The 13382-nt window shown below is 62.9% G+C and carries 9 protein-coding genes; 7 read left to right on the top strand and 2 right to left on the bottom strand.

Features of this window, described 5'->3' with window-relative positions:
- Nucleotides 1-311, top strand: a 311-nt coding sequence (locus tag AADA15_RS11350) for a hypothetical protein (RefSeq protein WP_341641672.1), incomplete at its 5' end; no start/stop codon positions are given.
- Nucleotides 312-328: 17 nt separating this feature from the next.
- A complete protein-coding gene (locus tag AADA15_RS11345; protein WP_341641671.1) occupies nt 329-1660 on the top strand; it encodes an MFS transporter in 1332 nt (443 codons plus the stop codon).
- Nucleotides 1661-1750: 90 nt separating this feature from the next.
- Here the strand turns inward: AADA15_RS11345 and AADA15_RS11340 are convergent, their stop codons facing one another.
- Nucleotides 1751-3967, bottom strand: coding sequence for an NADP-dependent isocitrate dehydrogenase (locus AADA15_RS11340; protein WP_341641670.1), 2217 nt, complete (start codon nt 3965-3967; stop codon nt 1751-1753).
- 420 nt (nt 3968-4387) lie between these two features.
- On the opposite strand from AADA15_RS11340, the gene AADA15_RS11335 reads away from it, so the two are divergent.
- Together AADA15_RS11335 and AADA15_RS11330 are read left to right on the top strand one after the other, a co-directional pair.
- Nucleotides 4388-5545 (top strand): metallophosphoesterase family protein, encoded by a 1158-nt coding sequence (locus AADA15_RS11335; protein ID WP_341641669.1) that lies wholly within the window; start codon nt 4388-4390, stop codon nt 5543-5545.
- Complete coding sequence (locus AADA15_RS11330; protein ID WP_341641668.1) at nt 5542-8163, top strand: AAA family ATPase; 2622 nt, start codon at nt 5542-5544, stop codon at nt 8161-8163. The genes AADA15_RS11335 and AADA15_RS11330 overlap by 4 nt, the downstream gene beginning before the upstream one ends.
- A gap of 16 nt (nt 8164-8179) precedes the next feature.
- On the opposite strand, the gene AADA15_RS11325 is transcribed toward AADA15_RS11330, so the two are convergent.
- Nucleotides 8180-8722, bottom strand: coding sequence for an SH3 domain-containing protein (locus AADA15_RS11325; protein WP_341641667.1), 543 nt, complete (start codon nt 8720-8722; stop codon nt 8180-8182).
- 185 nt (nt 8723-8907) lie between these two features.
- Here AADA15_RS11325 and AADA15_RS11320 point away from each other — a divergent pair, with 185 nt between their 5' ends.
- The 3 genes from AADA15_RS11320 (at nt 8908) to AADA15_RS11310 (ending at nt 13250) form a co-directional block, all read left to right on the top strand.
- Nucleotides 8908-9894: a 2-hydroxyacid dehydrogenase gene (locus AADA15_RS11320; protein ID WP_341641680.1), complete on the top strand. Its 987-nt coding sequence runs from the start codon at nt 8908-8910 to the stop codon at nt 9892-9894.
- Between the two features lie 51 nt (nt 9895-9945).
- The gene (gene ggt, locus AADA15_RS11315; RefSeq protein ID WP_341641666.1) at nt 9946-11736 is read left to right on the top strand and encodes a gamma-glutamyltransferase; all 1791 of its coding nucleotides are present in this window, start codon (nt 9946-9948) and stop codon (nt 11734-11736) included.
- Nucleotides 11737-11846: 110 nt separating this feature from the next.
- Entirely contained in the window at nt 11847-13250 is a 1404-nt protein-coding gene (locus AADA15_RS11310; RefSeq protein ID WP_341641665.1) for an FAD-binding oxidoreductase, read from the top strand.
- Nucleotides 13251-13382 lie beyond the last annotated feature (132 nt).

The raw sequence follows: 13382 nt of genomic DNA, 5'->3' as shown, positions 1-13382 counted from the left end.
CTCTGATTTCAGCGAAGCCACCCCGGCAGCCACCGGAACCGACGGAAACGCGGCCCTCGACAAGTGGCAGGATTTCTGACGGAACGGAACGTTTCTGTGTACCTTTGAATGTGACCCGCCCGGCCCATCTGCCGGGCGGGTCTTTTTTGGCAGTCATTTCTGCAGCGGTGGTTTGCGCCATTGAGTTAGCGTTGATCGCGGATATGGTCGGTCTGCGCGCTGGCGCGGGCGCAAAGCTCGGCAAAGGGAGGCGAACCTTCCCACTGGCCGCGAATCTGCGCTTTGATATGTTCGCGATCTGTTTGAGATGAACCTTTTGGGGGGCACTATGTGGGACGTGCTGAGGGATACCAGATACCGGCACCTTTTCCTGGCGCAGGTTGTCGCCATTGTGGGAACTGGACTTGCCACCGTCGCTCTCGGCCTTGTGGCGTACGATCTCGCCGGGGAGAGCGCGGCCCTGGTGCTGGGCACGGTATTTACCATCAAGATGGTGGCCTACGTTGGCATTGCGCCCCTTGCCGCTGCCATTGCAGAGCGGATCGACCGGCGGCGATTGCTCGTTGGCCTGGATCTGCTGCGGGCTGCTGCTGCCCTGTGTTTGCCCTTCGTGAGCGAGATCTGGCAGGTCTACGTCTTGATCTTCCTCATGCAGGCGGCCTCGGCCGGTTTTACACCGACATTTCAGGCCACCATACCGGACGTCTTGCCTGACGAGAAACGCTACACTCAGGCCCTGTCCCTGTCGCGTCTGGCCTACGATCTAGAGAGCATTGTCAGCCCGCTCCTGGCGGGGCTTCTGTTGGCCGTGGCAAGCCATAACACTTTGTTCCTGGGGACTGTCCTGGGCTTTCTGGGGTCGGCTGCATTGGTGGTTTCGGTGACCTTGCCAAACCCGGATCCCGAACGGTCTGCCCGTCGTGGTATCTATGATCGGACAACGCGCGGGATCCGTATCTATCTGGCAACTCCGCGGTTGCGGGGCCTGCTGGCGCTTTGCCTTTCGGTGTCCGCTGCAGGCGCAATGGTGCTGGTGAACTCTGTTGTGCTGGTTCGGGCCGAGCTTGGCCTGTCAGCCAGCGCTTTGGCCTGGGCGATGTGCGCCTTTGGGGCGGGGTCCATGATGGCCGCCTTGGTCCTGCCACGACTCCTCGATGGTTTGCGAGACCGCCCCGTCATGCTTTTGGGCGCGCTCCTGATGGGGGTGGTGCTGGCGATACTGGCTGTGGTGAACATGACAGCCGGTTTGTCCTGGGGGACGCTTTTGCTGGCTTGGGTGCTGGTCGGTGTCGGGTATTCCGCAGTCATGACGCCCTCGGGTCGCTTGCTGAAGCGCTCGACGCGGCCGGCGGATCGGCCCGCCATCTTTGCCGCGCAGTTTGCGCTTTCCCATGCCTGCTGGCTGGTGTCTTATCCGCTGTCCGGCTGGCTCATGACCCGGTTTGGAACCTCTGTCACCCTGTTCGTATTGGCCGTGGTGACGGGGCTTGGATGCCTTGCCGCCGCACGCCTGTGGCCGACAGAAGTGGACCCCGAGGTCGAGCACACCCACGACAATCTGCCGCTTGATCATCCGCATCTGAACGGGGTGCGCAAACATCGGCACGCGCTGGTGATCGATGATGAGCACCCCCACTGGGGCGATCATTTTCGCGGCTAGCCGATTGATCGGGGAGTGCAAGTATTCGTATGCAAATAGAAAACGCCCGAGGCGTGCCCCGGGCGTTTCAACCTGCAGTCTAGGTTCGGCTTAGCCGATGATCGCGTTCAGTGTCGCGCTGGGACGCATCACCTTGGCTTTCAACTCAACGCTCGGGTGGAAGTAGCCACCGATGTCCGCGGCGGGACCTTGCGCGGCTGCCAGTTCGGCGAGGATCGCATCTTCGCCATCGGCCAGCGCCTTGGCGATGGGGGCGAATTCGGCAGCCAGATCGGCATCGTCGGACTGAGCAGCCAGTGCTTCGGCCCAGTAGCGGGCGAACCAGTAGTGGCTGTCGCGGTTGTCCGGCTCTCCGACCTTGCGCGAGGGCGAGCGGTTGTTGTCGAGGATGCCTTGGGTGGCAACCTCTGCCGCTGCGCCCAGCACACCCGCCTTGGCGTTGCCCTTGACGTCCGCGAGGAAGTTCAGGCTTTCACCCAGCGCGCAGAACTCACCCATCGAGTCCCAGCGCAGGTGGTTCTGCTCGACCAGCTGCTGCACGTGTTTCGGGGCAGAGCCGCCGGCACCGGTTTCGAACAGACCGCCGCCCTGCATCAGCTTCACGATCGACAGCATCTTGGCCGAGGTGCCGAGTTCCAGGATCGGGAAGAGGTCGGTCAGGTAGTCCCGCAGCACGTTACCGGTGATGGCGATGCTGTCCTTGCCTGCGGTGATCGTTTCAAGGCTCTGACGGGTGGCTTCGCGCGGGGCCATGATCAGGAACTTGTCGGCCACACCAGCAGCCTCGAGCGCCGGTTTGACGTATTTGATCAGTTCGGCATCATGCGCGCGGTTTGCGTCCAGCCAGAAGATCGCCTCGGAACCGGTCAGACGCTGACGGTCCATGGCCAGCTGGATCCAGTTCTCGATCGGAGCCTTTTTCACGGTGCAGGAGCGCCAGATGTCGCCCGCCTCAACCGCGTGGGAGTGCAGCGTCTCGCCATTTGCCAGAACAATGCGGATCTCGCCATCGGCGGGCGCTTCGAAGGTGGTCGGGTGCGAGCCGTATTCCTCGGCCTTCTGCGCCATCAGACCGACGTTGGCGACGGAGCCAGCCTTGGTCACATCGAGGGCGCCATTGGCTTTGAAGAAGTTGATGGTCTCGTCATAGACGGTGGAGTAGCAGCGGTCGGGAATGACGCAGTTGGTGTCACCCTTGGCGCCGGTTTCGTCCCAGCCCTTGCCGCCTGCGCGGATCACGGCCGGCATGGAGGCGTCGATGATCACATCGGACGGCACATGCAGGTTGGTGATGCCCTTGTCGCTGTCCACCATGTACATGGTGGGACGATCCAGCGCAGCAATTTCGGATTTGATTGCATCCGCGTTGGGCAGCGTGTCGATGGCGGCCAGAACCGCGCCCAGACCCGAGTTCGGGGAGCCGCCGGCAGCCGCAATTGCTGCACCGTGCGTGTCCCAGACAGGACCGAGCCATGCTTTTACCGCGTGACCGAAGATGATCGGGTCGGAGACCTTCATCATGGTGGCCTTCATGTGCAGCGAGAACATGGTGCCGTCTGCCTTGGTGTCCTCGATGGCATCGGCCAGGAAAGACGCCAAGGCCTTTGCGGACATGAAAGTCGCGTCGGCAACGGTGCCTTCTGCCAGCGGCCAGCCGTCTTTCAGAACTGTGACAGAGCCGTCCTTGGCAACGAATTCGATCTTCGCATCGCCAGCCTGGGCGGCGGTGATGGTGGCGGATTTCTCGTTGGCGTAGAAGTCGTTGCCCGGCATCGACGAGACTTTGGTCTTGCTGTCTGCGGACCATGTGCCCATCGAATGCGGGTTGTTCTGAGCATAGTTCTTGACCGCCTTGGCCGCGCGGCGATCCGAGTTACCTTCGCGCAGAACCGGGTTCACGGCAGACCCTTTGATCGCATCATAACGGGCGCGGATCTCTTTTTCCGCGTCGCTCTGCGGATCCTCGGGGTAGTTCGGGATGTCATAGCCCTGCGACTGCAGTTCAGCGATGGCGGCGGTCAGCTGCGGCACCGAGGCCGAGATGTTCGGCAGCTTGATGACGTTTGCATCCGGGGTTTTGACCAGCTCGCCGAGGGCCGCCAGATCGTCGCTTTGGCGCTGCTCTTCAGTCAGGTTTTCCGGGAAGGTCGCGATGATGCGCCCGGCCAGCGAAATGTCCTTTGTTCCGACCGCAACACCGGCGGCCGAAGCGAACTTGCGAATGATCGGCAGGAAGGAGGCGGAGGCCAGCTCGGGCGCTTCGTCTACGATGGTATACAAAATGTCGGGGTTAGAATTTTCTGTCATGTTCCACAACCTTTCAGCGATATCGGAAGCTTTGTCGACTTTGGGCAGCGGCTGCGCGCCCCGTTTTCTGGTGGCAGCGGTCCTCTGGGGAGGCTGCACATGGGGGCTTAGCCGGATGTATCGCCCCCCGTTTAGAACACAGAAGGCAAAGGCGCAATTGCCTGGATGGGTTTTCGGATGAGCAGTTTGACGCGGAAGCCACGATTTGTGGCGATATCCATGCGAACAGCTCGAATGCGCGGTATTTTTGGTCAACCAAGGCGCAGGTCGGCCGCGCGTCTTCTGTATCTTTGGCTGCGATCAGGCATGCGGGATGGCAGAATCGCCGTGATGGTGACCAGCCGCGTTGACCCTCGTGCCTTGCTCTGCCACTCATGAACGCCTGCGATCCCCTTTTGGTCGGACCCCTCGGAGATACTGATGCCCGCGTTTCGTTTCCTGCACACCTCGGATCTGCATCTGGGCAAGCGGTTTGGACGGTTTGAGGAAGAAACCCGGATGGCCTTGCAGCAGGGGCGGCAGGACATTCTGCCCCGGCTCGCCGCTTTGGCGCGTGAGCACGGGGCAGAGCATGTGCTTTTGGCTGGTGACACCTTCGATACAGAGACGCCGTCGGATCGGATCCAACGGCAGGCCTTGGCCGCGATGGGGGCTGCGGAAGATCTGAATTGGTGGATCATCCCCGGAAACCATGACAGCGCTGCGGCAGAGCCGTTGTGGGCGGCTCTTGCGGCTCACGCGCCGGAAAATGTGCATCTTTTGATGGCGCCGGAACCGATCGAGATGGCGCCGGGTGTCGTTCTGTTGCCTGCCCCTTGCAGCCATCGTTTCACGGGGCGGGATCTAACGGCCTGGATGGATGCCTGCGACACCCCGCCGGGCGCGTTGCGGATTGGTCTGGCGCACGGCGGAGTGGTGGATTTCGGCTCCGAGGCGGGCAGCGATGGCGCCGGCGAGACGATCTCTCCAAAGCGCTCCGGGTTGGCGCGGCTCGACTACCTTGCGCTGGGGGACTGGCACGGCAGTTTGCGGGTGGATGAACGCACCCACTACAGCGGAACGCCCGAAGCAGACCGTTTCAAACACGCAGGGCGCGGCAAATGCCTGCTGGTCGAGATTTCTGCCGCGGGGCAACCGCCAAAGGTCGAAGCGCTTGAGATAGGTCAGTATCATTGGCAGGAGGTGACGCTGGACCTGACCCCGACCACTGACATTTCCGCCGCGATAAACGATTTGCTGCCTGCCGCGCGGGCTGAATGGCGGTTTCAGCTGCTGCGCATCCGGGCGACAGGCTGGGCATCGCCGCCTCAGCGGCTGGCGCTGGACCAGTCCATCGCGCGCCTTGCCCCGGAGTTTTGCCATCTTGAACTTGTTGCGGACGATCTTGGAACCGAACACGATATCGAAGACCTTGATATGATCGGACAGGGGGGGGCGCTGCGTGTGGCCGCCGAGGAGCTGATGCGTGCAGCCTCGGACACCGCCTTGGCAGAGGAAGACCGGACCGTGGCCTCTGCGGCACTCAACCGCCTTTATGCCTATGCGCAGGCAGAGTACGAGGCGGAGGAGCGGCCATGAAGATCCGCGCGATCCGCCTTCAAAACGTCCGCCGCTTTGTGGATCCGGTCGAAATCGCAGGGATCGGCCCCGGTCTAAACGTCCTGTCGGCTCCGAACGAGCAGGGGAAATCCACCATCTTTGATGCGCTGCATGCGCTGTTCTTCAAGGATGCGAAATCGTGGGACAAGGACATCCGCGCGCTGGTGCCGCATGCCGGGGGCGATCCCAGAATCGAAGTAGATCTGGAGCACGCGGGCGCGCACTACCGTATCGCCAAGCAGTTCTTCAGGACGGCCGGAAAGGGCGAGGTGCGTATCTGGGAGGAGGGCCGCCTGCTGCATCAGGCCGATGCCGCCGAACACTGGCTGAAGACGCTGATCAAACCGCCAAAGGATGGGGGCCCGTCCGGGCTCTTGTGGGTGCGTCAGGGGCTGACCTCTTTCGAAGATGCGAAGGAAACGCAGCAGGCCCGTCGGGACCTTCTGTCATCCGTGGCTGGCGAAGTGGACATGGTCACCGGCGGGCAGCGCATGGACGCGATATGCCGGAAGGTCCAGTCGTCTTTGGATCAACTGGTGACGAAACGCGGTGCAAAAAAAGGCGGAGCTTTGGATCTGGCCGAGCAAGAGGTGGCAGAGCTGCAAGGCCGCCGTGATGCGCTGAGCGTGCAGGTTCAGGACTTGCGCCAGCTTCTGGAGGCGCGGCGCTCTTTGCGTCAGGAACAGGCCGAGCTCGACGACCCCGAAGAGCGCGCCGCGCGCGCCAGGCGGCTGGAGACTGCACAAGCGGCGCTGGAGGCGGCCAGGCGCCATCAGGATCAACTGGGGCGGGCAGTGCACGCGGTGCAATTGGCGGAGACACTTCTGGAAAACCACAGACGCAAGATCGACGCGCTGTCTCGGAACCTGAATGAGGTGGAGGCCGCGCAGGTCGAGCACCAGGCCGCAGGTGAAAAGGCGCAGGCTGCATCTGCGGCGCTGGAAGCTCCGGCAGCCCGGCTGCAGACCTTGTCAGAACACTTGGCCGTCGCGCGCACCAAGGCAAAGCTGGCACGCCAGGCCCTGGATCGGGCCCTGCAGGCTGCCGCAGCCGCACAGGCAAAGGAATTGCGCCGGGAACTGGCAGGGCGCGCCGACAAGGCTCTGGTGCAGGCCGATGTGATCAAGACGCTGGCCAAACCTGCCTCAACAGGGCCCGATCAGGCCGTGATGCAGCAGATCGAGGCAGCACAGATGGCGCATGCTCTGGCCTTGCGTGCACATCAAGGGGCCGCAGCCGCGGTGACCGTTCACTATGAAACGGACGCTGGAACCGTCATCTCGCTCAACGGCCAAAAGGTCGAGGGTGCGGCGCGTTATCCGCTTCCGGAAGGTGGTCAGATCCGGGTGCCGGGGGTTGCGCTGATCGATATTCACCCGGCGCAGGTCGAGGGCGCAGAGACCGTGCAACAGGCCGAGGCCGCGTTGATGCGGGCGCTCGCGCAGGTTGGGTGTGAGACGATTGAGGCCGCGCGCGCCGCGTTTGACCGACGGCAGGCGGCAGCCGCGCAGCGCCAGGAAGCCGAAGCCCTGCTGGCGGTACTGGCACCCGACGGGGTGGCGGCGCTGCAACGTCAGTTGGAGGCATTGCCGCAAAGCCAATCAGCCGAAGACGGGGGCAATAGGCCTGATACCTTGGATCGCGGTGCAGCAGAATCGGCCTGCCGGGCTGCCGAAGAGGAGGTGGACCGCCTTTCTGCCGAACTGGAGGCCCTGCGCGGTGTTGCGGATGCGGCGCGTCTTGCGGCTGAGACGGCGCGGTCGCAGGCAGAGGCCGCTGCGCAGCGGTCGGCGCGGGCACTGGCCGCGCTGGGGGACGAGGCGGACAGCAAGGCGTCTTTGGACATGCTGGTGGCCAGATTGCCAGACTTTCAGCAAGAACTGTCGCAGGCGCAGGCTGTCGAAGCCGCCCTGCGCCGCGCAGCGCCTGATATGGCACAGGTCGAGGCAGCCTTGAAACGTGCCAGGTCGGCCCAGGAGACCGCGCGTCAGCGCGGCCAGGATCTTGTGCGCGATCTGGCTGTTCTGGATGCTCGCATTTCGGCTCATGCCAGTGCCGCGGTGGAAGAGGAACTTGCAGAAACCGAAGACCAGCTGGCGCGGGCCAATCAGCGCCTTGCCGCTGTCACGTTCGAAGTCGCCGTGCAACGGCGTTTGCTGGCCGCGCTTGAGGCGGCTCGTACAGCGGCGCAGGGGCAATATGTCGGTCCGGTGCTGGCCGAGCTGTCGCCGCTGCTGCGCATGCTGTGGCCCGAGGCCCGGCTCAGAGTGGATGCGGATCAGATCCTGCCCGAAGATCTGGAACGTGGCGGCGAGAGCGTGGGGTTCGACAGCCTGTCCGGCGGTACGCAGGAACAGATCGCGCTTTTGGTCCGTCTGGCCTTTGCCCGGCTTTTGGCAAAGGCCGGAACTCCGGCACCGGTCATCTTGGACGATGCCATCGTCTACACCGACGATGCGCGGATCGAGAAGATCTTCGATGCGCTGACGCTGCAGGCCGACGATGTTCAGATCCTCGTCTTTACCTGCCGCCAGAAGGCCTTTCGCAGCCTTGGGGGAACACCGCTTCGTATTCGCCCTGCAGACGTACCGGGCTGAGCCGCAGAGCAGGGCGTTACTCGCGGAGTTCGTCCGCTCCTACGCCCCAGATCTTGGTTTTGGGGGTCCAGCCGCTATAGCCGCCTGCAGAAATCTCGCACCAGTCGATCGTGCATTCGCCTAGCCGCGCCACCACGCCCAGTTCAAAGGCCGCTGTGACCGGCGATTGGGTGTCCGGGCGGGCATGTACGGTCAGCATGTCCTCTTCGACCAGAACCGTGCGCACCCCCGAGATCAGCGTGTAGTGCACCCATCCCCCCGCGTTGTCATGATCGCGCACCCGGCGCCAATGGCCGTATTCGGCTGTCACCTCCAGCGGCATTCCACGTCGCTTGAACACCCAGTCGATACGGTGGGTCAGTGACGGTCCCCGGCGCACATTGGCTTCCGAGGCTTTCATCGAAACAAACCGCGGAAGGGGCAGGTTGGTGACAGGGCCGCGCGAATCCGCAGCCGACGCCCCGGTGGTGCCAGCCAGTGCGGTGCAAAGAGCCACCAGAAAAAGACGCAGTTTCAAAGCCGTCATCGTTGCTGCCTGTTTGCCCATATTCAGTCGCATCGCCTGTCCGAAGGCGCGCCGCCCCTGTCGCGCTGCGCCGGATTTAGTCCCATGTCTGCCAAAGGAAAAGGTCCGAATGTCGCGTCACATGGCCGGGATGGAGAGGAAGGGTTCTTGTGCCTGCCTGCATCCTGCGCCACGATGCCATGGCGGTGCTGGAACTGAAAAGCCATGGGAGAGCGCAAGTGGTAAGAGAACGTCTGACTGTTGTCGTTACGCGACGGTTGCCGGAGCCGGTGGAAACCCGGTTGAGCGAGTTGTTCAACGTGCGGCTGCGCAGTGACGACACGCCGATGACCCGCAGCGAACTGGCCCAGGCGATGCAGGAGGCCGACGTTCTGGTGCCGACGGTCACAGATACCGTTGACGCAGGGCTTCTGGCCCAGGCTGGGCCACGGCTGAAACTGATCGCGAACTACGGCGCCGGGGTTGACCACATCGATGTGGCCACGGCGCGCCAGCGTGGCATCCTGGTGTCCAACACACCCGGCGTTCTGACCGACGATACGGCGGATATGGCCATGGCGCTGATCATGGCCGTGGTGCGTCGCATTCCCGAGGGTCTGGCCCTGATGCAAAAAGGCGAATGGGAAGGCTGGGCGCCCACCGCGATGCTGGGCGGACGACTTGCGGGGCGGCGCCTTGGCATTCTTGGCATGGGGCGGATCGGTCAGGCTGTCGCGCGACGGGCGAGGGCATTCGGCATGCAGATCCACTACCACAACCGCCGCCGCCTGCGCCCCGAGATCGAGGAAGAGCTGGAGGCGACCTATTGGGAGAGCCTCGATCAGATGGTGGCGCGGATGGATGTCATCTCGGTCAATTGCCCCTCGACGCCTTCGACGTTCCATCTGATGAACGCGCGGCGGCTGAAACTGATGAAGCCGGACGCGGTCATCATCAACACTTCGCGCGGGGAAGTGATCGACGAACACGCTTTGACGCGGATGCTGCGCGCAGGCGAGATCGCGGGGGCGGGCCTTGATGTTTACGAGCACGGCATCGATATCAACCCGCGCCTGCGCGAGCTGCCAAACGTGGTGCTTCTGCCGCATATGGGATCGGCCACCATCGAAGGGCGGATCGAGATGGGCGAAAAGGTGCTTTTGAACATCAAGACCTTCGAGGACGGTCACCGCCCACCGGATCAGGTGGTTCCGTCCATGTTGTAAGACCTGACGCGGGCCATTGGCCCGCGTTTGCTTTTTTGTTGGAGGAATTTCATGAAACAGATTGCCATTGTCGCTCTTGCGTTTGTCGCCGGTCCTGCTCTGGCACAGGAAGCTGCCGATGCGGTTGCGCCGGAATTGGCGACTGCGGGCAGCTTTGAGGCGCTGTCACCTGAGGTAGCTGCTGCGCTGAAGGCGAAGGAGACAGGTCAGCCAGTCGAGGCACAGAGCTGGATGATCGCAGCAGCAAACCCCCATGCGGTTTCGGCGGGGGCTGAGGTCTTGCGCGCAGGTGGCACGGCGGCGGATGCCATGGTGGCTGTTCAGGTGGTGCTTGGGCTGGTGGAGCCGCAATCTTCGGGACTTGGCGGTGGTGCCTTTCTGGTTTGGTATGATGCTGCAAGCGGTGAGATCACCACGCTGGACGGTCGTGAAACCGCGCCTTTGGCAGCCACGCCGCGCCTGTTCCAGGACGAGAATGGTGCCCCTCTGAAGTTCTACGATGCGGTGGTCGGCGGGCGTTCGGTCGGCACCCCCGGCACTCCTGCTCTGCTGGAGGCTGCCCATCGCCGCTGGGGGCGGGCCAACTGGCCGTCGCTGTTCGAGGCGGGCATTGATCTGGCAGAAAACGGGTTTTCGGTCTCTCCGCGTCTGGCAGGTTTGATCGAACGGGATGCGGATCGCCTGTCGCGTTTCGGGGCAACCGCAGAGTATTTCCTGCCGGGGGGGAACCCATTGCAGGCAGGTGACTGGCTGATGAACCCGGCCTATGCCGAGGTGCTGCGCACCCTTGCAGCCGAAGGCGCAGCGGGATTTTACACGGGGCCGATTGCTGCGGATATCGTTCGCACGGTGACAAATGCGGAAGGCAATCCGGGCGTGCTGTCTGCGATGGATCTGGCGCTCTATCAGGTCAAGGAACGCCCGGCGGTCTGTGCGGAATACCGCGCTTTTGATGTTTGCGGCATGGGGCCGCCCTCGTCCGGTGCGCTGACCGTGGGGCAGATCCTGGGCCTGCTGGGGCAGTATGATCTGGCAGCCTTGGGCGCGGAAAACCCCGAGACCTGGCGCCTGATCGGCGATGCCTCGCGCCTCGCCTTTGCCGACCGGGGCCGCTACATGGCTGACAGCGACTACGTGCCGATGCCCACCAAAGGTCTGATCGATCCCGCCTATCTGTCAGAGCGTGCGAAACTGCTGGCGGGCGACGATGCCTTGCCCGAGGTGGCGCCCGGCGCGCCTGAGTTCGATCATGCGGGAGCAGCGCCAAACTGGGCGGATGATGTCTCGATCGAGTTTCCTTCGACCTCGCATATCTCCATCGTCGATGGCTATGGCAATGTCCTTTCGATGACCACCACCATCGAGAACGGCTTTGGCTCGCGGCTGATGACGAACGGCTTCATTCTGAACAACGAGTTGACGGATTTCTCTTTCCGCACCCATCGTGACGGGGTGCCCATCGCCAACCGGTTGGAGCCGGGCAAGCGGCCGCGTTCGTCGATGGCGCCCACAATCGTGATGCAGGACGGCAAACCGGTGCTGGCCATTGGATCGCCGGGTGGCAGCCGGATCATCGGGTATGTGGCCAAGACCATCATCGCTTGGGCCGATTGGGGCATGGATGTCCAGCAAGCGATCACCTTGTCGCATGCGGTCAATCACTTTGGCACCTATGACCTTGAGGAGGGCACAGGGGCTATCGCACTGACAGAGCCTTTGGAGGCGATGGGTTATAAGGTCAATCTGCGCGATCTCACTTCGGGACTGCATGCGATTGAGATCGGTGGCGTACTCAAAGGCGGTGCCGATCCACGCCGGGAGGGCATCGCCCTCGGAGACTGAACTGGGCGCACGGAGCAGACCTCGCGCCCGCTTGCATATGGGCGCGGGAGACGTATAGTGCGCCAGCGTGTTGACATGACAACACGAGCCTAGAGGAGGAAGATCCAGCCATGGTGCAAGCCACATCACTGCCGCGCAACGAGCCGGGTATCAAAGCCGCCATCGGCGTGTTGAAACAGCAGTTCGCGGATCGTTTGCAGACCGGTCAGGCCATTCGCGAGCAGCACGGCCATACCACCACCTGGATCGACAATCAGGCGCCCGATGCGGTGGTCTTTCCGACCTCCACCGAAGAGGTTTCGGACATCGTGAAGATCTGCGCGCAATATGGCGTGCCAGTCATTCCCTTTGGCACCGGGACCTCGCTTGAAGGGCATGTGAACGCGCCTGCAGGCGGCATATCTGTGGATATGAGCCGAATGGACAAGATACTCGCGGTTCATGCCGAGGATCTCGATGTGGTGGTGCAACCTGGCGTCACGCGCGAGCAGCTCAATACCTTCCTGCGCGATCAGGGCCTGTTTTTCCCGATTGATCCCGGTGCGAATGCCTCGCTGGGCGGGATGACGGCGACGCGGGCCTCCGGTACCAATGCGGTGCGCTATGGCACCATGAAGGACAATGTGATCGCGCTGGAAGTCGTCATGGCCGATGGCGAGGTGATCCGCACCGCGCAGCGGGCCAAGAAATCCTCGGCCGGCTATGACCTGACGCGGCTGATGGTCGGTTCCGAAGGCACGCTGGGCCTGATCACCGAGATCACCCTGCGCCTGCAGGGCATCCCCGAGGCGATCCGCTCGGCCCGCTGCGCCTTTCGCAGCGTGGATGATGCTTGCCGTGCGGTGATGATGACCATCCAGTACGGCATCCCGGTGGCGCGGATCGAGCTTTTGGATGCGATGAGCGTTCAGGCCGCCAATGCCTATTCCAAGCTGGACCTGCCCGAGGTGCCGCTCTTGCTGCTGGAGTTCCACGGCTCCGAGGCGGGCGTGGTCGAGCAGGCCGATATGTTCAGCTCCATCGCCGAGGAGTTCGGCGGCTTCGATTTCGAGGCGACCTCGACGGCCGAAGAGCGCAACAAGCTGTGGCAGGCGCGCCACGACATGTATTGGGCGGGTCTGGGTCTGCGCCCGGGCGCCAAGGGGCTGTCCACCGATGTTTGCGTGCCGATTTCGCGCCTTGCGGAATGTGTGGGCAAGGCCCGTGACAAGGCCGAGGAAATGGGCCTGCTGGCGCCGATGGTCGGCCACGTTGGGGATGGCAATTTTCACGCATTGTTGCTGATCGACATGGACAACGCGGAGGAACGCCGGAAAGCGGATGAGTACATTGGCTGGCTGAACGATATGGCGATTTCCATGGATGGCACCTGCACGGGTGAGCACGGGATCGGCCAGGGCAAACGCCCGTATCTGACCAAGGAGTTGGGGGTGGCGACCCGCTACATGGCAGCGGTAAAGGCGGCGCTGGATCCGGACAACATCATGAACCCCGGCAAGATCATCAGCGATTGATTCTGGCTGAGCCGAAAGGCGGTCTGAAAGATGGGCGGCGCGGGGCAAACCTGCGTCGTCCTTTGCCTTTTTGGCCCCGTCGTCCGGCTGTCAGAATCGATATTCCGGCTGCCATGATGCGAAAGGTCGGTT

Origin of the sequence: Phycobacter sedimenti (genome assembly GCF_038148855.1) — a bacterium.
GTDB classification, from domain to species: Bacteria; Pseudomonadota; Alphaproteobacteria; order Rhodobacterales; family Rhodobacteraceae; genus Phycobacter; species Phycobacter sedimenti.
This window is presented reverse-complemented; position numbering and strand designations above follow the sequence as displayed.